General features: G+C 69.3%; 24 protein-coding genes and 1 tRNA gene. 11 read left to right on the forward strand and 14 right to left on the reverse strand.

Translation table 11 applies throughout. The features are described 5' to 3' along the window. Positions 1-35: 35 nt before the first annotated feature. Positions 36-1,013 (reverse strand): 2-dehydropantoate 2-reductase, encoded by a 978-nt coding sequence (locus ACIBL3_RS38950; protein ID WP_396358983.1) that lies wholly within the window; start codon positions 1,011-1,013, stop codon positions 36-38. Further along, positions 1,013-1,222, reverse strand: a complete 210-nt coding sequence (locus tag ACIBL3_RS38955) for a hypothetical protein (RefSeq protein ID WP_396358984.1) — start codon at positions 1,220-1,222, stop codon at positions 1,013-1,015. The genes ACIBL3_RS38950 and ACIBL3_RS38955 overlap by 1 nt, the downstream gene beginning before the upstream one ends. A gap of 355 nt (positions 1,223-1,577) precedes the next feature. Between ACIBL3_RS38955 and ACIBL3_RS38960 the strand changes: the two genes are divergently transcribed. Continuing rightward, complete coding sequence (locus tag ACIBL3_RS38960) at positions 1,578-1,781, forward strand: cold-shock protein (RefSeq protein ID WP_396358985.1); 204 nt, start codon at positions 1,578-1,580, stop codon at positions 1,779-1,781. 46 nt (positions 1,782-1,827) lie between these two features. Here the strand turns inward: ACIBL3_RS38960 and ACIBL3_RS38965 are convergent, their stop codons facing one another. From ACIBL3_RS38965 to ACIBL3_RS38975, 3 genes are read right to left on the reverse strand one after another with little or no spacing between them, the layout of a single operon-like run. Continuing rightward, positions 1,828-2,307 carry a GNAT family N-acetyltransferase gene (locus ACIBL3_RS38965; protein WP_396358986.1) on the reverse strand — a complete coding sequence of 160 codons (480 nt, stop codon included), beginning with the start codon at positions 2,305-2,307 and terminating at the stop codon, positions 1,828-1,830. A 9-nt stretch (positions 2,308-2,316) separates the two neighbouring features. Beyond that, the gene (locus ACIBL3_RS38970) at positions 2,317-2,730 is read right to left on the reverse strand and encodes a M23 family metallopeptidase (RefSeq protein WP_396358987.1); all 414 of its coding nucleotides are present in this window, start codon (positions 2,728-2,730) and stop codon (positions 2,317-2,319) included. 33 nt (positions 2,731-2,763) lie between these two features. Further along, complete coding sequence (locus ACIBL3_RS38975) at positions 2,764-5,967, reverse strand: tetratricopeptide repeat protein (protein ID WP_396358988.1); 3,204 nt, start codon at positions 5,965-5,967, stop codon at positions 2,764-2,766. Positions 5,968-6,181: 214 nt separating this feature from the next. Between ACIBL3_RS38975 and ACIBL3_RS38980 the strand changes: the two genes are divergently transcribed. The 3 genes from ACIBL3_RS38980 (at position 6,182) to ACIBL3_RS38990 (ending at position 7,884) form a co-directional block, all read left to right on the forward strand. Beyond that, on the forward strand, positions 6,182-7,081 hold the full coding sequence (locus ACIBL3_RS38980; RefSeq protein WP_396358989.1) for a class I SAM-dependent methyltransferase: 900 nt from the start codon (positions 6,182-6,184) through the stop codon (positions 7,079-7,081). A 51-nt stretch (positions 7,082-7,132) separates the two neighbouring features. Continuing rightward, on the forward strand, positions 7,133-7,780 hold the full coding sequence (gene orn / locus ACIBL3_RS38985; protein WP_396358990.1) for an oligoribonuclease: 648 nt from the start codon (positions 7,133-7,135) through the stop codon (positions 7,778-7,780). Positions 7,781-7,811: 31 nt separating this feature from the next. Next, positions 7,812-7,884: transfer RNA gene (locus tag ACIBL3_RS38990), tRNA-His, on the forward strand. Positions 7,885-8,320: 436 nt separating this feature from the next. On the opposite strand, the gene ACIBL3_RS38995 is transcribed toward ACIBL3_RS38990, so the two are convergent. Next, positions 8,321-8,575, reverse strand: a complete 255-nt coding sequence (locus ACIBL3_RS38995; RefSeq protein ID WP_396358991.1) for a hypothetical protein — start codon at positions 8,573-8,575, stop codon at positions 8,321-8,323. A gap of 100 nt (positions 8,576-8,675) precedes the next feature. Here ACIBL3_RS38995 and ACIBL3_RS39000 point away from each other — a divergent pair, with 100 nt between their 5' ends. Beyond that, the gene (locus ACIBL3_RS39000; protein ID WP_396359055.1) at positions 8,676-9,218 is read left to right on the forward strand and encodes a TetR/AcrR family transcriptional regulator; all 543 of its coding nucleotides are present in this window, start codon (positions 8,676-8,678) and stop codon (positions 9,216-9,218) included. On the opposite strand, the gene ACIBL3_RS39005 is transcribed toward ACIBL3_RS39000, so the two are convergent. Genes ACIBL3_RS39005 through ACIBL3_RS39015 form a run of 3 tightly spaced genes read right to left on the reverse strand, consistent with a single transcriptional unit; the run spans position 9,219 to position 12,289 of the window. After that, entirely contained in the window at positions 9,219-10,541 is a 1,323-nt protein-coding gene (locus tag ACIBL3_RS39005) for a Dyp-type peroxidase (RefSeq protein WP_396358992.1), read from the reverse strand. A gap of 1 nt (position 10,542) precedes the next feature. Next, the gene (locus ACIBL3_RS39010) at positions 10,543-11,700 is read right to left on the reverse strand and encodes a DUF4331 family protein (protein WP_396358993.1); all 1,158 of its coding nucleotides are present in this window, start codon (positions 11,698-11,700) and stop codon (positions 10,543-10,545) included. 19 nt (positions 11,701-11,719) lie between these two features. Then, positions 11,720-12,289 (reverse strand): hypothetical protein, encoded by a 570-nt coding sequence (locus ACIBL3_RS39015; protein ID WP_396358994.1) that lies wholly within the window; start codon positions 12,287-12,289, stop codon positions 11,720-11,722. A gap of 594 nt (positions 12,290-12,883) precedes the next feature. On the opposite strand from ACIBL3_RS39015, the gene ACIBL3_RS39020 reads away from it, so the two are divergent. Continuing rightward, a complete protein-coding gene (locus tag ACIBL3_RS39020; protein WP_396358995.1) occupies positions 12,884-13,372 on the forward strand; it encodes a SigE family RNA polymerase sigma factor in 489 nt (162 codons plus the stop codon). A gap of 15 nt (positions 13,373-13,387) precedes the next feature. Then, positions 13,388-14,185, forward strand: a complete 798-nt coding sequence (locus ACIBL3_RS39025) for a hypothetical protein (RefSeq protein WP_396358997.1) — start codon at positions 13,388-13,390, stop codon at positions 14,183-14,185. 52 nt (positions 14,186-14,237) lie between these two features. On the opposite strand, the gene ACIBL3_RS39030 is transcribed toward ACIBL3_RS39025, so the two are convergent. Both ACIBL3_RS39030 and ACIBL3_RS39035 read right to left on the reverse strand, forming a co-directional pair. After that, complete coding sequence (locus ACIBL3_RS39030) at positions 14,238-14,858, reverse strand: response regulator (protein ID WP_396358998.1); 621 nt, start codon at positions 14,856-14,858, stop codon at positions 14,238-14,240. After that, a complete protein-coding gene (locus tag ACIBL3_RS39035) occupies positions 14,855-16,027 on the reverse strand; it encodes a sensor histidine kinase (RefSeq protein WP_396358999.1) in 1,173 nt (390 codons plus the stop codon). Before ACIBL3_RS39035 ends, ACIBL3_RS39030 begins: the two co-directional genes overlap by 4 nt. A gap of 138 nt (positions 16,028-16,165) precedes the next feature. Here ACIBL3_RS39035 and ACIBL3_RS39040 point away from each other — a divergent pair, with 138 nt between their 5' ends. Both ACIBL3_RS39040 and ACIBL3_RS39045 read left to right on the forward strand, forming a co-directional pair. Next, positions 16,166-17,134 carry an SMP-30/gluconolactonase/LRE family protein gene (locus ACIBL3_RS39040; RefSeq protein WP_396359000.1) on the forward strand — a complete coding sequence of 323 codons (969 nt, stop codon included), beginning with the start codon at positions 16,166-16,168 and terminating at the stop codon, positions 17,132-17,134. A 116-nt stretch (positions 17,135-17,250) separates the two neighbouring features. Then, positions 17,251-18,327, forward strand: a complete 1,077-nt coding sequence (locus ACIBL3_RS39045; protein WP_396359001.1) for an ankyrin repeat domain-containing protein — start codon at positions 17,251-17,253, stop codon at positions 18,325-18,327. On the opposite strand, the gene ACIBL3_RS39050 is transcribed toward ACIBL3_RS39045, so the two are convergent. Further along, on the reverse strand, positions 18,324-18,995 hold the full coding sequence (locus ACIBL3_RS39050; RefSeq protein WP_396359002.1) for a DUF429 domain-containing protein: 672 nt from the start codon (positions 18,993-18,995) through the stop codon (positions 18,324-18,326). The two genes, ACIBL3_RS39045 and ACIBL3_RS39050, sit on opposite strands and share 4 nt — an antisense overlap. 40 nt (positions 18,996-19,035) lie before the next feature. Between ACIBL3_RS39050 and ACIBL3_RS39055 the strand changes: the two genes are divergently transcribed. Both ACIBL3_RS39055 and ACIBL3_RS39060 read left to right on the forward strand, forming a co-directional pair. Further along, positions 19,036-19,770, forward strand: coding sequence for a biotin/lipoate A/B protein ligase family protein (locus ACIBL3_RS39055; protein ID WP_396359003.1), 735 nt, complete (start codon positions 19,036-19,038; stop codon positions 19,768-19,770). Beyond that, complete coding sequence (locus ACIBL3_RS39060) at positions 19,767-21,008, forward strand: amidase (RefSeq protein ID WP_396359004.1); 1,242 nt, start codon at positions 19,767-19,769, stop codon at positions 21,006-21,008. The genes ACIBL3_RS39055 and ACIBL3_RS39060 overlap by 4 nt, the downstream gene beginning before the upstream one ends. 25 nt (positions 21,009-21,033) lie before the next feature. Here the strand turns inward: ACIBL3_RS39060 and ACIBL3_RS39065 are convergent, their stop codons facing one another. Both ACIBL3_RS39065 and ACIBL3_RS39070 read right to left on the reverse strand, forming a co-directional pair. Beyond that, a complete protein-coding gene (locus ACIBL3_RS39065) occupies positions 21,034-21,261 on the reverse strand; it encodes a hypothetical protein (protein ID WP_396359005.1) in 228 nt (75 codons plus the stop codon). Positions 21,262-21,392: 131 nt separating this feature from the next. Then, a complete protein-coding gene (locus ACIBL3_RS39070) occupies positions 21,393-24,164 on the reverse strand; it encodes an ATP-binding protein (protein WP_396359006.1) in 2,772 nt (923 codons plus the stop codon). Positions 24,165-24,190 lie beyond the last annotated feature (26 nt).

Consider the following 24,190-nt stretch of genomic DNA (forward strand, 5'->3'; position numbering starts at 1 on the left):
GTCCGACGTCGCTGTGGTCGGACCCACCTGGCTTGTCATGAAGGTATGCCCACCTTCGTGGCGAGGAGGTCGGCGACGGCGTGCACCGCGCGCAGGGTCGGGGCCTTGGTGCCGGTGAGGTCGGCCAACTCGACGACCGCGGCGAGGATGACGTCGAGCTCGAGTGGCTTGTCCTTCTCCAGGTCCTGGAGCATCGAGGTCTTGTGCTCGCCGACCCGCTCGGCGCCGTTGATCCGCTTGTCCACCGAGATCTCCGGATGACAGCCGACGGCGGCCGCGATCTCCAGCGACTCCTCCATCATCAGCCGGACCATCGCCCGGGTGCCCTGGTGGGTCGCGATCTCGACCATCGTGGCCCGGGCCAGCGCGCTGATCGGGTTGAACGCGGCGTTGCCGAGCAGCTTGATCCAGATGTCCTTGCGGATGTCCTCCTCGACCGGGCACTTCAGTCCGCCGGCGATCATCGCCGTACTGAACGCCTCGCACCGTGGCGACAGGCCACCCGCGGGTTCGCCGATGGAGAACCGGGTGCCTTCCAGATGGCGTACGACGCCCGGCGCCTCGAGCTCGGTCGAGCAGTACACGACGCAGCCGACCGCGCGGTCGAGCCGGATGACCTCGGTGACCGCGCCGCCTGGGTCGACCGACTCGATCCGGCGGCCTTCGTACGGGCCCTTCAGGCCGTGGAAGTACCACCACGGGATGCCGTTCTGCGCTGCGACGACGACGGTCTCGTCGTGCAGCAACGGCTCGAGCAGCGGGCCGGCGGTGGCGTAGGAGTTCGCCTTGAGGCCGAGGAAGACGTAGTCGACCGGGCCGACCTCGGCCGGGTCGTCGGTGGCCGGCGTCCGGGCCTCGAAGTCACCGCGCGGGCTGAGCACCCGCACGCCGCCGGACCGGATCGCCGCCAGGTTGGCGCCGCGAGCGATCAGGTGGACCTCGGTCCCGCCGCGGTGCAGGGCCGCGCCGACGTAGGCGCCGATCGCCCCGGCGCCGAGAACAGCAACCTTCATCAGTCCCCCCTCAGGCCGGACAGCGTCGGAACGCCGGGCTCGGCCCGGGTGTAGCCCTCGGCCATCTGGGAGGCACCCTCGACGTGCCGCGGGAGCTTCCCGGTGCCGGGTTCGTTCCGGCCGGGCGCGTCGGCGGCCGCAGGTCGGTCGAGCAACGGGAGCTCGGTGAACAGGATCGAGCAGTTGACCGCATAACGGGCAGAGTCCATGGGTCCCACCTTCCGGAGGGGCTCGGTATACGGGATACAGTAGGCGAGAGCCCGAGTGCGGTCAAGATCACACTCCCGGCAAACGCTCGCCCGTTTCCTCCGCCACCTGCCGAGGGCATGGCGGGGCGACCCGGCCGGGGATCGGCAGGGTGCGCGACGGATGGCTGGGGGTCTGCTAGGGTTGCCTGCGGTTGCAGTTTTGCAGTTCCACGTTCGTGTTTCAGCGCCCGCGGATTTGTGATCCGCAGGGCGTTTTCTCATCTCAGGCCTGGTCTGTTGTGGGAGGGCTCAAACGGCAACCCGAGAACCGGCACCGGGCCGGGGCTCGTACCGGCCCTAACGCGAGGAGCAGAACATGGCCAGCGGAACAGTGAAGTGGTTCAACGGTGAAAAGGGCTTCGGCTTCATCACCCAGGACGAGGGCGGCGCCGACGTGTTCGTCCACTACTCGGCCATCCAGACGAACGGCTTCCGTTCGCTCGAGGAGAACCAGAAGGTGGAGTACGACGTAGCCCAGGGCCCGAAGGGCCTGCAGGCGGAGAACGTCCGCCCGCTCTGAGCTGAGCAGCACAGCAGGCCCAGTCGCATCGCGGCTGGGCCTGCTGTCATGTTGTCCAGAGGTACTCGCCGTCGTCGACCTGATCGGTGCGAGTGAGTCCGGCGGCAGCGGTGACGGCCGCTGAGGCGGTGTGGTCCGGGTGTACGTGGGCGACGATCCGCTCGACGCCGTGGTCGCTGAGCCAGGTGACCAGCCCACGGGCGGCTTCCTTGGCGTATCCGCGGCCCTGCCAGTCGGCGCCGATGACCCAGGCGATCTCCGCCGTACCGCCGGTGACCGTCGCCTGGACGTAGCCGACGAGTTGGTCGTCGTACTGGACTACCCAGTTCAGCCAGTGCTCGTCCTCGCGCCCCGGTCCGGCCAACTGGCGGCGGTAGCGGCTCTCGAGGGCTTCCACGGTCGGCGGCTCGCCACCGGTGAACGTGTAGAGGTCCGGGTCTGCGAGGACATCCGCCATCTCCCCGGCGTACTCCACCTGCAGCGGCAGCATGGCCAGCCGGGCGGTGTGGAAGCTGGTGGCTATCACCGCTCCACGCTACGGCTCGGGGGTAGCACCGGACGGCTCGGCCGCTCCCTCCACGGCCGACCCGCCCTGCGCCACCGTTCGCATCCGGGCATTCGTGTGCAGATCGAACTGCGGACTCCGCTGATCCCCCACCCCGTACGGCGCGACCCGCTCCTCGTAGTGCAGGTGCGAGCCGGCCGCGACCCCCAGTAGATCCCCCGTCTCCACGGTCTCCCCCTGGTTGACCGTGAGCTCGGACAGGTGGTCGTAGACGTGCCAGATCGCGTTCGACTCGACCACGACCCGACCCGGCTCGACCCGGACCACCACACCGGCCAGCGCAGCCCTGACGGGCGTGCCTGGTTCGGAGCGGTAGTCCCGACCGGTGTGACCCGCGCTGCCGTACTCACGGACCACCACTGGGTTGTGCACCGGCGCTGCCATGGTCAGATGGTGCGGACGGACCTTCAGAAAGTCTTAAAGCCGGGCCGGCACCGCCGGATAGGGGGCCGGCTCAACCTCCAGCTCGGCCATCCGCTGCACGTAGGTGCGGTAGGCGCGACGCGCTTCGCCGTGCGCACCGCTCGCCTGGAACGCCCCGACCAGGCCGAGGTGGGCGCGTTCGTCGTACTGGTCCCGCTGCAGGATCCGGAGCAGGTACCCGGCCGCTGCGTCGGGGTCACGACGACCTCGCTCGGCCAGCACCCGCGCCACCCGGACGTACAGCGCCCGGGCCTCCTCGCGCATCCCGGCCGCCCAGTCGGCGTACACGTCCTCCTCCAGGAAGTCCCCGCTGTACGCCGCCTCTGCCGCCCGGAGCAACCGCAGATCGCTGGTGGTGAGTCCCTCCCGGGCGTCGTGCAGGAACTGCTCCACGTCGACGGCAGCCTGTTCGCCGTCCAGCCAGATGGTCGCCCGATCGGCGCCGACGAACCGGTCCGGCGGGTACCGCTTCTCCGGGTCGAGCACCGACCGCACTGTCGACAGGGCGACGGACAACCTGGGTGAGGCGACCGCCTCGTCCTGCTCCGGCCAGAGCAGATCCAGCAGTTGCACCCGGGCCACCGGACGGCAGCGGCGGGCCACCAGGATCTTCAGCAGGTCGCGAGCCTTCTTCGACGGCCACTCCCCCAGCTGGACCGCCTTGCCGTCCCGCAGTACACGGAATCCGCCGAGGCACTCGATCCGGACCGCCACCGGACCGGTCTCCTCGCTGGCTTCGAGAGCTGCGGCCGCGTAGCGGGTCGCTCCGGCAGCCAGGAACTGCTGGTGTGCGCGCAGTGCGAGCTCACGGCCGTCCAGACCCTTGGTGCGCTTGGCAAGCATCAGCTCGGCACGCGCCTCGCCCAACTGGTCGCCCAGCTCGCTGCGGATGTTCAGCACCTCGTGCAGGACCTCGCCGCCGCCTGTGGCCGCGTACAGCTCCAGCGCGTCGGCCAGACCGGCCCGGTCCCGTCGCTTGCGGCACAGCGCGGCCGCTTCTTCTGCAGTCGCCGCGGCCTCGGTGTCGTTCCCGGCGTGCAGCGTGACCCAGCCCAGCGCGACCAGTGCACCGGACAAGCCGAGGACAGGGCCGTAGGCAACGGCCTGACGAGCCAGCGCGGCCAGCTCTGCGGCGCGCTGCGGCTCCTCGACCGCGAGCACCCGGGCAAGACCGGCCAGTGCCGGGACCAGGGACTGCATGTCCTTGGTCTCCTCGGCGATGGGGATGGCCTCCTCGAAACAGGCTCGGGCCATCGCGCGGTCACCACGCTCGCGGTAGACCTCCCCGAGCACGGACAGCGGCTGTGCCACCCGCTTCGAGTCCAGCTTCTGGTAAAGCGCTCGGGACGCCTCCAGCTCACCGATGGCCTCGTCCAGGCGACCGAGCCGGAGCAGGGCCTCGCCGCGGTTGTTCAGCGCCAGCGCACGGAACACAGCGAAGCCTGCCCGGTCCGCTAGCTCCAGAGCGATGTCCAGCTCCTTCAGACCGTGCGCGTAGTCGCCCTCAGCGATGTGGTGCGAGGAACGGTTGACCCGGATCCGGATCGACTGCAGCAGGTCACCAGCGCGCTCCGCATGTTCGAGCGCGCGCACGTAGTTGGTGTAGTTGCCGTGCGGGTCGCTGTCGACCGCAGCCAGCATGGCGAGCACGGTGTACGAAATCGCCAGCGCGCTGTCGTCGCCAGAGACCTTTGCTGTCTCATGTGCAGCCGTCACCAGCGCACGGCACTCGTCGAACTCGCCACGCAGCCAGTGCGCACCCGCCCACCACGCCTGCAGCAATGCCTCGTCCGTCGGGTGCTGCCCGTCGATGCGTCCGCGCTGGTACGTCGCGATCGCCACGTCGGTCTGGCCACGCAAGTGGTGGATCAATCCGAGCCGCCACGCGATGGCAACCGGGATCTCGCCCTCCGGCCCGATGATCCGGTCGAAGCACTCCTTCGCACCCTGCCAGTCGCCGAGCACCTGCCGTGCTTCACCCTCCAACTGGTCCATGCCGGCGTCCCGCAGCTCGGCCGGGAGTGCGGCGACAGCAGCAACTACGATCTCGGCCAGACCACCGGTGACCATCGCATGGCCGCGCTCAGCCAGCATGCGAGCCGCTGCAGCCGGGTCGACAGCTTGGTAGCAGGCCAGCGCGTCGCGGTGTTCACCGGTCGACTCGAACCACTTGCCGGCTTCCAGGGACAGCTGTGCCATCTCCTGCTCGTCCACGGCCAGCCTGTCCTTGGCGAAGTTCTTCACCAGCGGGTTGAGCTCGTAGCCGTCCGCCTCGCCTGCTGAGACGAGCAGCCCACGCGTCCGCAGTTGCTGGAGCGTCTCTGCGCTGTCTGTCAGTCCTATTGCCTTGCACAGGTCCGACCCGAACCGCGGCAACACGGCTACGCCGGCGACCAAGCGCCGTACCGCTGGGGGCTCGGCTGCGAAGACCTCCTCGGCCAGGTAGTCGTACAGCGGACCGTCCGATCGCAGTGCACGCCGCAGCCGGCTGGCGCGCTCGTCCGACGGCGCTGTCCGCAGAGCCTCTACAGCAAGACGTACGGCGGCCGGCCAGCCCTGCACTGCGGTCTGCAGCGACTCGGCCAGGTCGTCCGTGCCCTCACCGAGCACCTGCTGCAGTACGGCGAGGGTCTCGGGCACCGTGAACGCCAGAGCGGGTGCATCGATCTCCAGGACCTGGCCACGACCGCGGAGGCGGTCGATGCCGAAAGGCATCTGGGTGCGAGAGGCAACGACCAGGTGCAGGTGCGGCGGCGCGGTGCGGACCAGGCCCTCGATCAGCCTGGTGGCCGGAGCCAATGGATCCAGCTCGTGCAGGTCGTCCAGGACCAGGACCAGGTCGTGGCTGAGGTTCTGCTCGAGACCGTCGGCGAGCAGAGCGGCGTACGCGAGCGCACGGGTCTGCTGCTCCGCGTCGGCATCCGGGCCGCGCGGGCTCTGCAACTCGGCCGGGATCGCTTCGAGGGCAGGCACCTGACGGCGAAGCGCCTCCACCAGCCCGGACACCATGGCCGCGAGCGATGCGTCCTCCGCGCGCACTGTGTGCCAGGCGCAGGGGCGCCCGGCCGCCCACGAGCTGAGCAGTGTCGACTTCCCGAACCCGGCATCCGCCACCACGGTCAGCAGCCGCCGCTGAGCACCCTCGTCCAGCAACGTCGCCAACCGGGGCCGCGCCACCGTCCCCGCCACGGAATCCACTCCCCACCTCCTCCCCAGACAGTGCCTAGGACAGCACCCCAGGTCACCGGGCCGCAACAGTGCTAGCCCTGATCTCCCGGTTGAACGTCACAATCTCCCGGCTCGGGCGGGATTGCCGTCCCGGGAGTTCCGGTACGTCGAGTTGCCGAAATGAGTGTTGCCGAAATGGCAACTGTCCATGGGAGTTGCGGCCGGCCCGCAGCAGACTTGGCTCATGGTGGAGATCGAATGGGGTGAATGGGCCGGGCACCTGCGGGAGTCGGCCGCGAACGAGGCCGACTGGAACGCCGCGGTGGCTGCCGGACTGGTGCGGGACAGCGACATGGTGGCCGTCGACGTCGGCTGCGGAGGCGGCGGCATGGCGAAGGCACTCGCCGCGGCCATGCCGTCCGGTACGACGGTGGTGGCGATCGACGCGGATCCCGACGTACTCGAGCAGGCGCGCGAGCACACCGCCGGAGCCGTCCGGTGCGAGCTGGCCTCGATGGACGACGGCGCCGAACCGTTGCGCAAGGCAATCGACGCACCGGCTGATCTGATCTGGGCGTCGGCTTCGGTGCACCACGCGGCCGACCAGCAAGCAGCGATCGATGCGCTGGCGTCGCTACTGGCACCAGGTGGACGGCTGGCGCTCGCGGAGAGCGGTCTGCCCGCCAGGAGCCTGCCGTGGGACCTGGGCATCGGCGAGCCCGGACTGGAGCTGCGGCTGGACTTGGCGCAGGACAAGTGGTTCGCGGCGATGCGTGACTCGTTGCCGGGAACAGTGCCGATGCCGTACGGGTGGACCGACGCGCTGACGCGGGCTGGGCTGGTCGAGGTCGGGACGCGGAGCGTGCTGACCGAGTCGTCGGCGCCACTGGGAGCTGAGCAGCAGGAGCGAGTTGTCACTCAGTTCCAGCACCGGGTGGAGCGGCTCAAGCCGGAGACTGGGGAGCATGGACAGGGGCACGGCCATGGACACGGGCACATTGAGTATCAGGAGTGGTTGTCGGCCGAGGACCTAGCGGTGTGGGAGCAGCTGCTCGATCCCGAGGGTGAGCACTACCTCGGACGGCGGACGGACCTCGCCGTACTGTCCGTGCGCAGCATCCACATCGGACACGCACCACGCTGACCGGCCTGGCGAACGCGACGGTGTCGGCGGCTCGCCGTAGGGTGGGTGCCCATGAACGACCGGCTGGTGTGGATCGACTGCGAGATGACCGGCCTCGACCTGGCGGCAGACGCCCTGATCGAGGTCGCGGTACTCGTCACCGACTACGAACTGAACGTGCTCGGTGACGGGATCGACCTGGTCATCGCGCCACCTGCTGCCGCACTCGAGCAGATGGGCGACTTCGTCCGCGACATGCACACCGCCTCCGGCCTGCTCGACGAGCTCGCCACCGGGATCGCGCTCGCCGACGCCGAGCAGCAGGTGCTCGACTTCATCTCCGGGTACGTCAAAGAGCCCCGCAAGGCCGCGCTGGCCGGCAACTCCGTCGGCACCGACCGCACCTTCCTGGTCCGCGACATGCCCCGCGTCGAGGCGCACCTGCACTACCGCAACGTCGACGTCAGCTCCATCAAGGAGCTCGTCCGGCGCTGGTACCCGCGGGTCTACTACGCCACCCCGGCCAAGACCGGCAACCACCGTGCGCTCGCAGACATCACCGAGAGCATCGCCGAGCTCCGGTACTACCGTGAAACCGTGTTCGTGCCCCAGCCCGGGCCCGACTCCGACACCGCCCGGGCCGCCGCCAGCCTGGTCGCCGAAGGCGTCAACGGCGCCCCTGCCGACCCGATTTCTGGTAATCGGCCATCATCGCTATGATTGCTCAGCCGTCGCAGTCCGGACGGCAATGGTGGGTGTAGCTCAGCTGGTAGAGCACCTGGTTGTGGTCCAGGTGGTCGCGGGTTCGAGTCCCGTCACTCACCCTCAGGCGAGGGCGACCTGTGTCCGCGGAGAGCGCGGAGCGGGTCGCCTTCGGCATTTTGTGCGGCTTCGCTTCGCTCGCCGCGGGCGGGGGCTCCGCCACCCGCACCCCCTACGCCTTCGCTGCGCTCGGCTCCCCGGCTGAGGTCGTTTGTCGGGTTCCCGCTTGCGCCTTCGCTTCGCTCGGCTCCGTGGTTGAGTTCGTTTGTCGGGTTCCCGCTTGCGCCTTCGCTTCGCTCGGCTCCGTGGTTGAGTTCGTTTGTCGGGTTCCCGGTCGCGCCTTCGCTCGGCTCCGTGGCTGGCGTCGTTGGTCGGCGCGCCTTCACTTCGCTCGGTCCCCGGCGGAGGTTGCTTGTCGGGCGCCTTCGCTGCGCTTGGCCCGCCGACCGTACTCACCGAGGCCTTCGACCAGGGCGCGACGGACGAAGTCGGCCTGAACTACGCGCCGAAGCCGGCCAATGCGTCGATCGGCTGCCCCACGCGCAGTCCGTCTTGCTGGTTGGTGCCCCAGGCAACGTCTTCGGCGGGGGCCTGGTCGACATCGCCGACGTCAGCCCAGCGCGTGTCCTCACCGCGGGGGCCACCGGCTTCCCACCCAGCCATGCCGTCCAGGGCAATCGGCGATGCGAAGTACAGCCCGTTCATCCGCATCGCCGGCTCACCGACGGTCTGCAACGCGGCCGACAGTCGCAATCGGCGACGGCCCGCACGGCCAAAATCGCAACTCGACTTGCGATAGACTGCGGTCGTGAGTGATAGTCAGGATCGTCCGGTCCGGCGGCGCGGCGAATATGTGAGGCGAACGGTCCTGGCCGCGACGGTCGACCTGCTGGTGTCCGAGGGGCTCCAGGGCACCACTGTCGGGGCCGTGGCACGGGCCGCGGGGGTGCACGAGACGTCGGTCTACCGGCGTTGGAAGACAAGGGAGAACCTGCTGGCCGACGCGGTGTTCGAGCACGCCAATGAGGCCATTCCTGTGCCCGACACCGGTCGGGTCCGCGACGACCTGGTGGTGTTCTTCGGTGCCGTGGCGCGGTTTCTGTCCTCACCGCTGGGGCGGACACTGGTTCAGATCAGCTTCGCGCAGCAGGACGGTCTCGACGACGATCGGATACGAGCAGACTGGACGACGCGCATGGACCGCGGCGAGAGCATGCTCCGGCGCGGCGTCGAGCGTGGCGAACTGCCTGTGCAGACCGATCCACATCTCGTGCTGGAGGCCATCTCCTCCTCGCTCATCGTCCGCGTTCTCCTGACCGGCGAGCCGCTCGACGAGGCTGTCGTGGCGCGGCTCATCGACCTGGTGCTGGACGGGGCGCGTACGCCTCGCAGCTGATCATGTCGTCAGATCGCCGAGCCAGCGCAGCGCGCGCAGGCCGGGGATGAAGCAGTACTCGCCACCGCGGTTGACGACGAACGCCGGCAGGTTTCGCAGGCCACGCCGGATCGGCCGCGACGGGATCGTGAACTGGCCGCCGGCCTCGCGCCCGGCGACCAGCGGGTCGCGTTCGCCGGGCGTGCCGATGAACTTGCCGTCGCCGATCCACTGCTTCTGGACGAACTCGAACTGGCGGTCCAGATGCGCGTTGACCGCGGCGAACATCAGGCCCCGGTCGGCTCCGTCGTCCTCGACGGCCCCGTCGGCCATCGGAGGGCCGTAGGTGGCGCCGCGGCGGATCAGCCGGTGCAGGCGCACCTCGCCGATGACGACGGAGTCGCGGGGATTCATCCGGCGGGCGTGTGATCCGATCGGGACCTTCAAGCCGCGAGGATCGTCGCCGTACAGAAAATTGTTGTTGCGGGCCGGATCCGCGCCGAGCTCGGGATCGTCCGCGTCGGGCGCCAGGGCCAATGGAGCCCCGCTGGGCCATCGCCCGACGATCTTGGCGGCCAGCAACTCCTCGTCCCCCGGGCCGGTGGCCTGCTCACGCAGGTAGCGCCGGAAGGCTGCCACATCGGTGTACAGCTTGCGGAAGACGAAGTAGCTGCCGTTCCGTCCGAGCACGTCGGGCTGCGGTACCGGCTCGACGGACCCGGTCTCGTCCGGGTAACCGAGGATGAACTCGCCTGGCTTGAGTGCCGGCTCCTGCCGGTTGCTTCGCCGGACGCCGCTGCCCTCGACGCCGGGCTGCGAGATCCCGTCGTTGAAACCGAAGGAGTTCTTGCCGTCGACCGGCGAGGACACGTCCTGCCGCCACAGCTCGGACATGCCGGGCAGGTCGTCAAGCGCGGCCCGCGTGTCCTGCAGCGTTGCCTCGAAAACTGCGAGGTCTGGCGCCAGGATCAGGATCACGACGTGCACGTCGGTGGAGCCGAGCGGCGACTCCCAATGCTCGGGGGCGTTCGGGCCGGTGTCCCCGAGCTCCGCCGCCCGCGCCGCCATGCCCTGCCGGAACTCCGGGGCGAAGGTCTCCAGCGAGTCCTGCGGGACTCCGAGCGCCTGCAGTCCTGCGTGGGTCAGCGCGATACTGACGGAGACATGGGTGAGCGGGTCGGGCATCTGGGAAGCCGGGTGCACCGCCTCGACCAGCCTGCGCATCAACGTCCGGCCGTCGCGCCGGTCGTCGATGCGCAGGAGCAGGTACGCACCGGCGTACGGGTTCGGGCGGCCGCGCAGGCAGCCGGCCTGGATGTCGTCGAGGTCGAGCTCGATCGGCATGTCAGGCTCCGGGGCTCGCCGGTAAGGGGGTGTTCGCCGGTGCGAGATAGGGGAACGTGTCACCCGCGCGGACAGTCGCCTGGGCGACGCCGTCGCTGATCCCGGGTCCGGTGTCCGCCGCGAGCAACAGCGTGTACAGGGTGTGCATGACGGGTTCGTTGAGCGATCGGCCGCCGCAGGTGGAGTTCGGGCGTCCGCCGCGGGCAGACTTCTCGATCTCCAGGAAGGTGTTCTCCGCGTACGGCTTGCTGACGTCGACGACGAGATAGTCGGCCAGGATCAGCTCGGTCAACGGGTGGTGACCGTCCTCGTCCGGCGCCCAGTCGGCCTTGCCGTCCAGCAGATCCAGCGCAGCCAGGTTGGCGTCGAGCCGGGCCCGGTACGCGCCCAGGTAGTCCTTGCCCAGGTGGAACGGGTCTTCCAAGTTGTACAGGTCGCGCAGTTCGATGTCGCCGTTGACTCTGTCGAAGTGCTTCCACTGGAGCATGACGTTCTTCACCTCGGGCCGTCCCACCCGCTCGAGCCGGATCGGGATCCCGGCGCGGACGACCGTCTCGGCGATCGCCGCGAACAACGGCCTGGTTCCCTCGGACAACAGCGGGGCGCAGTCCACCTCGATCACCACGCTGAGGACGTTCCCGCCGTGCAGCGAGTTCGTCCCCGGCTCGGTGAACGCCAACCGACCACTGTGCAGCGTGCGTTGAAAGGCGGCCAGGTCGATGAAGAACGGATCCGAACGCAGGCCCGCGTAGACCCGCAGACCGTCACTCCGGGCACCGGCCACGTCGCCCACCTCGATCGGGACCGGAGTCCCGAGCGTAGGGGTGGGGCCGCCGTGGAACGGACTGGCCGCACCACGCGACGGCACGACCCGGCCGGTCTGCCTGCCCGAGCCCGCCGCGTCGAAGGTGACGCTGTAGGCGACCTCCTCGGCCTCCTCTCCCAGGATCAACGCTCCGGCGTCGCCTACGGAGACCGGCCGCAGCCGGAAGTTGTAGCTGATGGCCTCGGAGAAGTGGTGTTCCGCGCCGGCGAGCGGATGCACGTTCATCACCAGGACGAGCTTGCCGGCGCGTTCCGGACTGGGGAACGCGTAGAAGTCACAGATGTCGCCGGCCGGGCCGGCCAAGGCCCGCGGACCGGAGAAGTGATCTGACATGATGCCGCACTACCTCCCGTCAGCCCGCGGCCTGCTCGAGCAGCGGCGCAAGCGCCGGCTGTCGTAGCGCAGCCTCGGCGTCCGGGGCCTCGAGCACCTGCTCGAACGCGGCTCCGAGCTGCTGAAACCGGCGAACCTCCGGCATCGTCACGTCGAACAGCGAGTCGAAGAATGCGGCGGCCGGGACCTGGACGGACTGCAGGAACTCCTTCACCTCGGCGTTGGTCACGGTGTCGGGATCGAGGCCCAGGGCCGAGTACTCGTTCGTATGCTGAAGCCAGTCCACCCAGCTCCGCATACCGATCAGCTCGAGGGCGTCGTCGATGTACGGGTCCCAATCGGTCTCGAACGCCGTCAGCCACATCAGCCGGCGCCCGTCGTCGAACACGATGTGTCGCATGTAGCGGATGCCGATCTTCTGGATGTAGCCGGGCTTGTGGGCGGCGGCCTGGAGCAGCCGCTCGTTGAACCGCCCGGACGCGGCTTTGAGCTCGTCCAGGTGGCCCTCGATGACGGTGAGCGGGGCGCTCAGCTCGGAGACCACGCCGTGCCGCCGGCCCAGGCCTGCTTTCTTGGTCGGTGTTGCCATGATTCCCTCACAGATGGAGCGGGTGATCGGCCGAAATCCGGCCGTCCTGATATCGCAAGGCTAGTTGCGATACCGCTGCTATCGCAAGATGACTTGCGATATGGCGAAGGTGACGTAGCCCACTGCCACCGGCGCCGGTGCCCATCGTTGCCGACGGCAATCTGCAGGAGCCCGTCCGAACGAGCGAAGGCGCCGCAAGGGGCCGATTCGCGGGGCGAGGGCCGGCCTTGCGGAGCGTGTTGATGGGTTCCTTCTGTGTCAGCGCATAGCGTCTGATGCGCGCAGGCGCCGCGGCGGAGGGCGGAGCAACGCGGCGCGGGCGGGGCTTCGCCATCCGCACCCCTGCGCCTTCGCTTCGCTCGGCTCCGTGGCTGATGTCGTTGGTCGGCTGACCCCGGTCCGCTAAGGCAGGATGTCGGGGTGAAGTCTTCTGGGAGCATGTGGGTCGGGTACGGCCTTGTGGTCGTTGTCACGTTTGTGGTCGGGTTTCTGGCCTTTGCGGTTTGGGTCCTCTCGAAAGTCTTCTGAGCGGGGTGTGATCTGCGTGGTCCGTCGATGCGTCATCTAGGCAGGAGCGTCGAACGAAGGGCTGCGATGAGGGGTTCTGAAGAGTTTGAGGAGTTTGCGCGGGCTCGGATTCCGCAGTTGTACCGGACTGCTTGGTTGCTGACTGGGGATCGGCATCACGCCGAGGACTTGGTGCAGGACACGCTCGCCAACATGCTCCGGACCTGGCACCGCGTCGACAACCCGATCGCCTATGCGCGGGCTGCTATGGCTCGGACGTTTGTGTCTCAGCGGCGGCGGAAGAGTTGGTCCGAGCGGCCTACTGAGGTGGTGCCGGAGCGGGTTGAGCGGGCTGGGGATCCTGAGCTTCGGGTGGCGTTGCAGGGGGCGTTAGCTCAGTTGGCTCCTTTGGATCGGGCGGTGCTGGTGCTGCGGTTCTTCGAAGATCGCAGCGTTGAGCAGGTGGCGCTTGATCTTGGGAAGAACGCCAGCGCGATCACGACGCGGACGTCTCGTGCCTTGGAGCGGCTTCGTGCCGTGCTTGGTGACGAGGCTGCCCAGTTGATCGTGCACTGACCTCAGGGAGAACTCATGAACAACTTGAATGACACGCTGCCGGGGCTGATGCAGCGGGCTACTGAGAATCTCGAGCCGGTCTCCAACGATCTCCTCGAACGCAGTGTCCGGCAGGGGGTTCGGCTACGGCGGCGCCGGACGACCCTTCTGTCGGTCGCGGGGGCGAGTGCGGTCGCTGCGACTGTGGGGCTGGTGGTGGGGGCGACCCAGCTCGTCGGTGGGCCGTCCGAGGCGGTGGTTGCCGGACCGCCGTCGCCGTCGACGACACCGGTTGCGACGCCGGTTGCGCCCAAGGCGACGGGTCCTACTGTGCAGGAGGCGCTGGGTACGTTGCGGGGCCTTGTCCAGGCGCCCGGTCGCAAGCTCTCGCAGCCGCAGACGTGGGGGGACGCGAGTGCGCTGGGGGCGGCGTACGTAGTTGACGACGGCAAGGGGGCGTCCCGGGTGGACGTGTTGCTGACTGGGGGCGGTGAGATGAACCGTTGTGCTGAGGCGGGTGCTCGATGCACTACGTTGCCGGACGGTTCCAAGGTGTTCAGTCTGGCCGCGGAGCCTACGTACGCCGGCTCGCGCAACGTGGACGGCGTCGTTGCGAACTACGTGGCGCGGTATCTGCCTGACGGGCGGTTCATGAGCCTGACCAGCTACAACGCGCCGGCGGAGAAGGGGTCGCCGCACACTCGGGCCAAGCCGTTGTTCACCGTCGCGCAGTTGACCGAGCTGGTGCAGAGCCCGGCGTGGAAGCTGCCTGACACTCGCAGCGTCGTGAAGCCGTCCAAGGGCGCCACGCCGCCGCCCAGCAAGACCAAGTAGGGCGCCTGCGTCCCGCCGTCCCCGGGCTTCAACCTGGAACGGCGAGTAGGCGTCAGGCGGGCGGCCGGATGATCCGCTGCTCGATCGCCCGGGCCACCGCCGCGGCCCGGGTGTCCACCTCGAGCTTGGTGTAGATGTGCGAGAGGTGGGACTTGATCGTCGCCTCGCTGACGAACAGGCGCTTGGCCAGCTCGCGATTGGACTGACCGGTCGCGAGCAGGCCTAGGATCTCGACTTCCCGATCGGTGAGGCTCGGGCCGGTACGTCGTACCAGGCGGGCGGCGACCGCCGGCGCCAGGACCACCTCGCCGCGCGCAGTGCCCCGGATGGCGCGGAACAGGTCCTCCGGCGGTGCGTCCTTCAGCAGATAGCCGGACGCGCCGGCATCGATCGCGCTCAGGATGTCGGCCTCGGTGTCGTACGTCGTCAGCACCAAGACCTGCGGCGCCTCCGGCAACGCACGCAGCCGTGCGGTCACCTCGGCGCCACCTGGTCCGCTGCCGAGGTTCAGATCCATCAGTACGACGTCCGGCCGGACAGCCGCGACCAGTTGCTCAGCGCTGTGCGCGTCAGACGCCTCACCGACCACGGTCAGGTCCTCCTGCCCCTCAACGAGCGCACGCATCCCCGCACGCACCACAGGGTGGTCGTCGACCAGCGCTACCCGGATCACGACTGCTCCAGCGGCACCGAGGCCGCGAGCGCCGTACCCTCACCTGGCTCGCTCTCGAGCACGAGCGTGCCGCCGAGCGCCTGGAGCCGCTCCCGAATGCCGACCAGGCCACGTCCGCGGTCAGGGTCCGAGCTACCGGCGCCCAGACCGCGGCCGTCATCGCGGACGTCCAGTACGACGGCATCCGGCTGGTAGGTCAGTGTGACGACCGCACTGGTCGCAGCAGCGTGTTCGAGCACGTTAGCCAGTGCACCACGCGCCGTACGCAGCAGTGCGGTTTCCACGTCCTGCCGGAGCGCTACCGGCGTGCCGTGCACCTGGACCTGCACGTCGACGCCACTGTGCTCGGCCAAGCGCTCACAGGTCTGCCGCAACACCTCCGGCAGCGAACCACTCACCAGATCGGCGGGCGCTAGGTCGCGGACGACCCGCCGTACCTCGTCCAGACCGTCGCGGGCAGTTGCCGCCGCCTGGGATGCGTGCTGGCGTGCAGCGTCCGGCCGGTCGTCCCAATCACGCTCGGCAGCCTGCAGCAACAGATTGATGCTGGACAGCCCCTGCGCGACGCTGTCGTGGATCTCCCGCGACAGCCGCGCCCGCTCAGCCAGTACGCCGGCCTGGTGCTGAGCATCGGCCAGGTCACCCTGCGCCGCGTGCAGGTCGTCCAGCAACGCCTGCCGCGCTAGTGCGTCCCGCTCCAACGCCCGGTAGGCGCTGACAGCCAGTACGGCGACGCACACCGGCCCCAGCACGATCGTCGGGTCCAGACGGTCGGTCATCCGGGTCCACGTGACCACCGTGGTCACAACCATCCCAGCGACGACCACACAGGCCGGCCAGAACGGCAGCACCCGCAGCGCCACGAACGACAGCGGTACGGCGCACCACGCGAACGACGGCGCCAGCAGCACCAGTCCGAACCACACCGCCACCAGCAGCCCCAGCCACACCCGCCCAGGCAGCACTCGGTACGCCGCATAGGTCGCTAGGAGCACACCAGCCCCGGCTAGCACCCATGGAGCCCGGTCTCCGAAGCCGTGCCCGGTCAGATAGCGCACGGTGGACGCCAGCACGAGCACGACGAACGCCGCGTGCAGCGCCGTCACCAGCCCGTCGGCGCGGGCGAGGATCCCGGTCACCCAAGGCAGCTGTGTGCGTGAAGAGGTCATGTCGAGCCGATGGTAGGCCCCAACCGCGGTCGGGAAAATCATCCGTTCGGCTATCCGTTCGTCCCCGAATGCCCGTCGTACCCGGGCCGCCTACCGAGCAGGCTGGAGACATCCACCCCTTCTCGAAGCGAGGTACTCATGTCCGTCCGCTCCCTGTCCGGCACGCTGGCCCTGTCCGCAGCACTGTCCGCCGCACTGCTCGGCGCCGGCGCTCCTGCTGCGTTCGCGTCCACCCGGCCCGCCAGCTACGAGCTGCCCGGTGACGCGGGCGGGTCCAAGTTCGAGGGCATCGGGTACGACGCACGCACGCAGCGGTTCTACGTGTCGGAGACGACCGGCGGTGAGATCCACCGCGGGGACCTGCGCTCCGCTGACGCGACGGAGTGGTTGCGCGGAGACGGCACTGACGGCCGCTGGACCGCTCGTGGCGTCACCGTTGACTTGGAGGGCCGGATGTACGTCGCCGGTGGGCCGAACGGCATCGACCACCCGGGCGCACCCGACCTGTGGGTGTACGACGGGTCGGGTCGGCTGCTGGCTGCCCTGCGCACCGGCGTGCCGAACGCGTTCCTGAACGACGTCGTGATCGGGCCGGACGGGGCGGCGTACTTCACCAACTCCAACGCGCCGCAGGTGTTCCGCGTGGCCGAGCGGCACGGCGACTGGACCGTGCGGACCTGGGTGGACGCCACTGCGACGATCCCGACGCAGACCGGGTTCAACCTCGGCGGCATCGTGCTCTCGCCGGACCGGCGTGCGCTGGTCGTCGCCCAGGGCAACGTCGGCAAGCTGTGGCGCTTCGACCTGCACAGCGGCAAGGTGACTGCTGTGGACACCGGTACGGCGGACCTGGTCAACGCGGACGGTCTGGTGCGAGACGGCAACGCCCTGTGGGTGGTGCGGAACTTCTCGCGGGTGCTGAGCACGCTGCAGCTGTCGGAGGACGGCCGTACGGCGACACTGGTCTCGGCGACCCCGACCGACCCGACCCGGGTGTTCACAACGGCCAAGCTCGCTCAGGGCAGGCTGCTGATGGTGGACAGCAAGTTCGACGAGCAGGTCGCCGTACCGCCGTACCAGGTCGTCGCCTTGACCCCGCCACGCTGATGAGCAGAGTTGTCGCCGTGGCTGCCGCCGTCCTGATGGCGGCGGCAGCCTGCTCCCCCACCGAGCCGCCGCCCGCGCCGACTACGCCGACAGCGCCGCCCCAGAGGACGTCCACTGTGAGATCACTTGACCAGCAACTCATCGACGCCGCGTGGAAGAACGACGTACCCGCGGCAGGTCGCCTGATCGCAGCCGGCGCCGATGTGAACGCGGTCGATAACACCGTGCAGAGCGCCTTCCTGATCGCCGCCAGCGAGGGCTACCTCGAGCTGCTCGAGCTGACGCTGCAGCACGGCGCCGACGTGCGCAGCCTGGACAGCTACCGCGGTACGGCGCTCATCCGCGCCGCCGAGCGTGGACACGCCGCCATCGTCGGCCGCCTGCTCCGCGCCGGCATCGCCGTCGACCACGTCAACCGCCTCAACTGGACCGCTCTGCACGAGGCGGTGCAGCTGGGCGACGGCAGCCCGCGGTACGTCGACACCGTCCGCCTGCTCATCGCTGCCGGCGCAGACCGCAACCCGCCCGGGACCACTCCGGTCCCGGCTGCCACTGGTGCCGTTGCCGATGCTTTGAGCACCAAGCCCCCGGCTCGCGACGACGCCACGGATGCAGTGCTCGCAGCAGCCGAAGCAGGTGACGCCAACCGGGTAGCAGCCGCTCTCGGGGCCGGCGCAGCGCTGGAGTCCCGCGACGGACACCGCCGTACGGCGCTGCTGCTCGCGTCCCTCCACGACCGGGTCGACGTCGCCCGACTACTGGTCACGCTCGGCGCAGACCCTGACGCGCAGGACGACCGGCAGGACTCCGCCTGGCTCGTCACCGGCGTCACCGGCAGCGTCGCCATGCTGGAGACCCTGCTCCCGGCGGACCCCGACCTCACCTTGCGCAACCGGTACGGCGGCATCTCCGTCATCCCGGCCAGCGAACGCGGCCACGTCGACTACGTCCGCCGCGTGGTCCAGACCCCGATCAACGTCAACCACGTCAACAACCTCGGCTGGACCGCCCTGCTGGAGGCCATCATCCTCGGCAAGGGCACCGAGCCCTGGCAGCAGATCGTCGGCATCCTCCTCGCGGCCGGCGCCAACCCGTCCCTGGCCGACGCCGACGGCGTCACCCCACTCCAGCACGCCACCAACCGCGGGTACGACGAGATCGCCGACCAGCTGCGTAAAGCGGGCGCCCGCTAGACCCAGATCGCGGCGGTGACGCCCTCGCCGAGCACCTCAGGAGGATCCGGATAGGCAACCGCCTTCCCCTCGGCGTACCGCGCGGCCGTCCACGCCACCGCAGCCGCGTCGAGCACGTCGTCGACGGCTCCGTACTCACCAGCCGCCCCGACGTCGGCGGGCATCGGCAGACCAACGCTCGCCAGCAGCCGCTTGCGCGCCTCGATGCCCGCCCACGTCGACTTCGGATGCTCGAGCGGGTGGCCTGCCATCGTCGCGAAGCACAGTTCCGGATGCACCTCGATTACCGGACAGCCCGCCGTCGGCGCCCAGGCGTCCACCTCCAGGATCCGCTGCGCCAACGCATAGGCCTGCCTGCTGACGCCCTTGCCGGTCAGTCGCTGGCTGACCTCTAGCGCCTCCGCGTAGGTGGCTGCCGCGACCGCGTCTCGCACGGGCGTCGAGAACACCGACGACGCCCGCCGCCCGACCATCCGCCGAGCCAGCACGTCAGCCTGGCGCACTCCGGTCGCCGGCATGCCGACCGGGATGTCGATCCCGACCACCTCCAGGACCCCGTCCTGCTCAGCGGCCGCGACCACCAGGTCGATCGTGCGGCCGAAGTAGCCGCGCAGGTCCCCCGAGACCCCGATCCACCCCTTCTTGCAGGCATCGACTCCGAGCACCATGGCCCACAGCTTTCCACGGCGGGCGTGACACGATGGCTGGGTGCTGGTGATCGGTGGCGGGGTCGACGACGCGGCTGTTGAGTTGGCGGTGGGGCATGCGCTCGTACGGCGGGTGTCGGCCGGTGAGGTGATGGAGGCGCTGCGAGTCTACCGACCTGCGTCGCCGGTGGTGGTGTTCGGGCGGCGGGACACCAGGCTGCCGGGGTTCGGGGCGGCTACGCAGGCTGCTCGGGCCGCTGGGTTCGTGCCGCTGGTGCGGGCGGTGGGTGGCCGGCCGGTGGCCTACACGACCGAGGCGCTGGTGGTGGACCACGTCAGGTATGAGCCGCTGGCGCCGGACGGCCTGGAGACCCGATTCAAGGAGTACGGCCTGCTGTACGCCGACGTACTGCAAGCCCTCGGGATCGACGCGCGGGTGGGGGCGGTGCCTGGTGAGTACTGTCCCGGTCCGCACAGCATCAATGCGCGGGGTGTGGTGAAGCTGGTCGGCACTGGGCAGCGCGTCGTACGCAACGGTTGGCTGTTCAGCGCACTGGTTGTGGTGGGTGACGACGCGCGGCTGCGGGACGTGCTGACGGAGGTCTACCGGCATCTGGAGTTGCCGTTCGACCCAGCGTCGGTCGGCTCACTCTCGACCGAGGTGCCCGGCCTGACCGTCGACACCGTCCAGCGTCAGCTACTTGCTGCGTACGGCGCACCGAGTCCGGCCGCACTGGACGACGCGACGCTCGAGCTCGCGGAGTCGCTGGCAGCCGATCATCGGGTCGACGCATGATCGAGGAGCTCGCTGACGGAGTACGGGCCGGTCGGCTGGATCCCGTCGTACTGGTTGAGGAGGCGCTTCAGCGTGCCGAGGCGAGTCAGCACCTGAACGCTGTGGTGCACCTTGACGCAGCAGGTGCACGCAAGGCGGCTGCTGACCATCCGCGATCGGGGGCGCTGGCCGCCGTACCCGTGCTGGTGAAGGAGATCATCGAGGTCGAGGGGCTGCCGTTCCGGTGTGGGTCGGCCGGGATGGACGAGGTCGGTCGGCGGGATGCCGAGGTGGTGGCTCGGCTGCGGTCGGCTGGGGCGATCGTCATCGGGCTGAGCCACACCCACGAGTTCGCTTACGGCTGCACCGGTACGTCGAATCGCGTCGGGCCGTGCCGCAATCCGCACGACCCGAGCCGGATGACGGGTGGGTCGAGCTCCGGCGCGGGCGCGGCGGTTGCCGCGGGCATCGTTCCGTTGGCTCTCGGCACGGACACCGCCGGCTCGGTCCGCATCCCGGCCGCACTGTGTGGCGTGGTCGGCTTCAAGCCCGCGTACGGCACGTTGCCCGTCGACAGGGTGTTCCCGCTCGCGATCAGCCTCGACCACGTCGGCGTACTCACCCCAACCGTCGCCGACGCCGCCTACGCCATCGCTGCTCTGACCGGACGACCTCAGGGCGCCGAGCAGGAACCCGGGCGGCTGGGTGTTGCGGTGAACGAGGAGTACCTGGACTACACACCTGAGGTCGGCGCCGCCTGGTCCGACGCGATCAGCCGATTGTCGACAATCGACGTCCACCTCCCCGACTGGTCCGAAAGCTTCCGGACCGCCGCCGATCTCCAGGGCCCGGAAGCCGCGGCCAACCATGCCGGTCGCGACACCACCCACTACCAGCCAGACGTCCAGGAACGCCTCCGCGAAGCCGCAGCCGTGCCCCGTTCCCGCTACGACGCCGCCCGCACCAAGGCCACCGAAATCACCGCCACCCTGGACGCCCTGCTCCAAGACGTCGACGCGATCCTGACCCCCACAGTCCTCACCACCGCCCCGCCCCTCGACGCCGTCGACACCCCATCCGGCTCCGTCGCCGTACGCACCCAACTCCTCAAGAACACCCGCCTGGCCAACCTCACCAGACACCCCGCAATCACCATCCCCCTCCCCACCCCAGGCCTCCCCGTCGGCCTGCAAGTCATTGCCAAAGACAACAACCAGGCACTCGCCACCGCCCACTGGCTTGAGCACCACCTGCGCTAGAACCCGTCAGACATCCAGAAACCGGTCAGGCAGGGGTTGTGGTGATGCGTACGTCGACGAGTCGCCGGATCATCGCGGCTGAGTAGCGTTCCGCGAGATCGTGGTCCGCGATGAAATCGCTGATCGGGGTCCCGCCGTACCAAATGCGGACCCGGCAGCGGCCGGCCACCAGAGTGTTCAAAGGCGGCGTCGCGAGTCGACGGGCGCCTGGTGCCGGGTGCATGGTTCGCTCGGCTTCGAGGATGGTGTTCACGATGGCCTCCGGGGCTCGGCCCGGCCGGTCGCCGGGTGCACTTCCACCGTGCTGCTAAGCCATCGGTCCGCGAATCTGGCGACCCACCCGGACTTATCTCGGCAGGTGCTTACTCGTGAGCGGAGACATCCTTAGCCGTCGGGCTTCGACCCCGTGAGGCCCAACTGCACTGCGATCGCGGCAGCCTGGACCCGGCTGCGGGCGCTGAGCTTGGCGAGGATGTGGGTGACATGGACGCTCGCCGTCTTCGGGCTCATGTAGAGCGCCGCGCCGATCTCGCGGTTCGTCTTGCCTTCGGCGAGCAGCACGAGCACGTCCCGTTCGCGATCGGTCAGTCCGTAGTCCTCGTTCGCCTTGGTTTGCTCGGCGCCGCGCTCGGTCGCGGCGTCGCCAAGCTGGATCCGCGCCAGTTTGGCCAGTTCGTCGATCCGTTCGCACAGCGGCGCAGCACCGAGGGACTCCGCCATGGACCTCGCGGTTTCCAGCTCACGCGCAGCCTGTGGACGAGCGCCGGCCACCCGCGGCTGGCCAAGCAACGCCTCTGCCGCACGCAGGCGAGCCCTCGCCTCCGGATACGGATGCCCGAGCGCATTCCATTCCCGCACCGCAGCCAACCACCGCTCCGGATCGGAAGGCCCACGAACGCGGGATCGCTCAGCCTCAATCATGGCGCTGACCGCGTCCGCCGCGGGTCCGGCGACGGCACCACCGAGCTGACCCACCAGCCGCTCGAAGTCCTCAGGCGCGTGTTCCGCGACCGCGGCCTCGAGACCGGCAAGCAGAAGGCCATGCGCCTGTGCCTCCTCATCCGTGCCGTGAACGACGTCGGCTGCAGCGAGCGCGAGCGCGAGTGCCTCGCCCCACTGGCCCTGCTGCAGGAGCAGTTCCGACTGAGGCTCGGCGTACGCCAGCTTGAACATCGGGAAGTCGTCCCGATCCGTGACGACCGCCTGGTGCTGTAGCCGAGCCGCCGACCGCAGCTCACCGCGAGCGACCCGGATGCGCGCGAGCGACCCCTCCAGAATCGGCAGCTCGGAGGTGGCTGCCGGTCGTTCGTAGCTCAGCGCCTCGTCCCAGCGGCCGAACTGGTAAAGGTCCTCGACGACATTGGACTCCATCATGTCCTCGAACCAATGCCGTCCGGACATGAGCTTCCGCAGCTCTCGCTGCGTCAGCCGCACGGCGTCGATCACCTCATCGACCTTGTGCTGCATGCCGTACGCGTACGACAGACCGAGACCTGCGGAGGCGATGTCATCCGGTTCTGCTACCTGCCTCGCGATCGACATCGCGGCTCGCAGCTCCTCGAGCGCCTCGTCGAACCGGCCTAGCGAAGTCCCGGTGATGCCGAGCGTGGTCTGGGCCAGGCCCTCCGTCCGAAGGTCGCCCGACCGAAGGGCCGACTCGAGTGCAGCTGTGGCCAGCTCGCGTGCCTCGGCCTCACGCGAGAACGCCAGCAGCAACAGGCCATGTCGCGCCAGGGTCGAGCCGAGGAGCAACTCGTCTGTGGCCGGAACCAGTCGCCTGGCCCGCTCCACGTCGAGAAGCGCATCGTCGGAGTTACCGACGTGCATACGCAGCCAGCTTCTGCTCAGCAAGGCGGGCACAAGCTCCGGACTGTCGTCGCGCCCGGCCAGTGCCTCGTCGAGTACGGCGATCGCCGCGCTCTGCTGACCTGCGCTGCCGAGGTAAGAGGCTGCTGACTGCGCGAGGTCCAGCTTGCTCGGTAAGTCCGGGCTGTCGCTCGACTCAGTTGCTGATGCGGCGACGGCGTACCAATGACCTGCCTCGGTGAGTGCGAACTGGGACTCTGCCGCGCGCGCCGCCTTGATCGACCAGTGCAGAGTCGCTGTCGGGTCGTCGGCACGCCGGTACTGTTCGGCTACTTCGGCCACGGCCGATGGGCTCGCGGACAGGTGCGCCTCGAGGTGGCGCGCGAGGCGCGCGTGGACCTGTCGGCGCTCCGGTGGCAGGAGATTCTCGTAAGCGACCTCGGCGAGCACCGGATGTCTCACGGTCGTGCCGTCGATGGGATCCCGGATCAGCACGCCGGACTCGCAGCCGGCATAGATGAGGTCACCGTCCCCGCCGGCCACAGCCAGCAGTTCGCCGTCGGTGAGAGGGCGGGCCAGCGTCCCGGTCGCGGCAACGAGCATGCGTACGCCGGGCGACAGCAGCTGCAAGCGGCCGAGCAGCATGCGTCGGAGCGAGGCGGGCACAACTTGCTGGCCGGCCTTTGCCAACTCAGCCGTCAGGTAAGGGTTCCCGACGCTGCGCCGATGGATCCGGTCCGCCTCCTCCGGCGTTGAATCCGGCTGCAGGGTTCGCACCTGCAGCGCGGTCTCGGCAGCAGTAAGCCGTCGCAGCTGCAGGTCGGTGAGCCGAGGGCTGCGCAACAGCTCGGCAAGCCACGCCTCCCGATCGGCCTCGGTCTCCTCGTCCCGCCAGGTCAGGAGGACAAGCAGTCCGCTCACCGGCAGGTTGCGGGTCAGGTAGGCGAGAAAGTCGAGCGTCGACCAGTCCGCCCAATGCACGTCCTCGACCAGGAGCACGGTGCCACTCGGCGGCCCGTCATCGAGCCCCTGCCGCAGTGCCTCGAGCGCCCGCGCCCGACCCGCAGCCGGTGACGGGAAGTCCCCGCTCGCCACCCCCGCGTTGAGCACAGTGCCGAGCGCCATGTCCAAGCCGCTGTACGCCGCGGCTCCCGCCATCGGCGCGCAACACCCCCGCAGGACCCGCGGACCGTCGTCCGGCCGGCCATCGAGCACGGTTTCGACGAGCAACGTCTTGCCGATGCCCGCCTCGCCCCGGACGATCACAGCAGTCGAGGTGGTCGGCAGTGCCGCAGTCAACCCCCTGAGAAACCCCGCCTCGTCCCCTCGACCCACCAGCTTGGTGGCCACATCCTCATCATGCGCCAACCCCAGGA

Source organism: Kribbella sp. NPDC050124, from assembly GCF_044460355.1.
GTDB lineage: Bacteria > Actinomycetota > Actinomycetes > Propionibacteriales > Kribbellaceae > Kribbella.

Bases quoted from the DNA above. Each gene is read 5' to 3' on its own strand.
- ACIBL3_RS38950 (WP_396358983.1), bottom strand. From the start codon at position 1,013: ATGAAGGTTGCTGTTCTCGGCGCCGGGGCGATCGGCGCCTACGTCGGC.
- ACIBL3_RS38955 (WP_396358984.1), bottom strand. From the start codon at position 1,222: ATGGACTCTGCCCGTTATGCGGTCAACTGCTCGATCCTGTTCACCGAG.
- ACIBL3_RS38960 (WP_396358985.1), top strand. From the start codon at position 1,578: ATGGCCAGCGGAACAGTGAAGTGGTTCAACGGTGAAAAGGGCTTCGGC.
- ACIBL3_RS38970 (WP_396358987.1), bottom strand. From the start codon at position 2,730: ATGGCAGCGCCGGTGCACAACCCAGTGGTGGTCCGTGAGTACGGCAGC.
- ACIBL3_RS38980 (WP_396358989.1), top strand. From the start codon at position 6,182: ATGGTGGAGATCGAATGGGGTGAATGGGCCGGGCACCTGCGGGAGTCG.
- orn (WP_396358990.1), top strand. From the start codon at position 7,133: ATGAACGACCGGCTGGTGTGGATCGACTGCGAGATGACCGGCCTCGAC.
- ACIBL3_RS39005 (WP_396358992.1), bottom strand. From the start codon at position 10,541: ATGCCGATCGAGCTCGACCTCGACGACATCCAGGCCGGCTGCCTGCGC.
- ACIBL3_RS39010 (WP_396358993.1), bottom strand. From the start codon at position 11,700: ATGTCAGATCACTTCTCCGGTCCGCGGGCCTTGGCCGGCCCGGCCGGC.
- ACIBL3_RS39015 (WP_396358994.1), bottom strand. From the start codon at position 12,289: ATGGCAACACCGACCAAGAAAGCAGGCCTGGGCCGGCGGCACGGCGTG.
- ACIBL3_RS39020 (WP_396358995.1), top strand. From the start codon at position 12,884: ATGAGGGGTTCTGAAGAGTTTGAGGAGTTTGCGCGGGCTCGGATTCCG.
- ACIBL3_RS39025 (WP_396358997.1), top strand. From the start codon at position 13,388: ATGAACAACTTGAATGACACGCTGCCGGGGCTGATGCAGCGGGCTACT.
- ACIBL3_RS39035 (WP_396358999.1), bottom strand. From the start codon at position 16,027: ATGACCTCTTCACGCACACAGCTGCCTTGGGTGACCGGGATCCTCGCC.
- ACIBL3_RS39040 (WP_396359000.1), top strand. From the start codon at position 16,166: ATGTCCGTCCGCTCCCTGTCCGGCACGCTGGCCCTGTCCGCAGCACTG.
- ACIBL3_RS39050 (WP_396359002.1), bottom strand. From the start codon at position 18,995: ATGGTGCTCGGAGTCGATGCCTGCAAGAAGGGGTGGATCGGGGTCTCG.
- ACIBL3_RS39060 (WP_396359004.1), top strand. From the start codon at position 19,767: ATGATCGAGGAGCTCGCTGACGGAGTACGGGCCGGTCGGCTGGATCCC.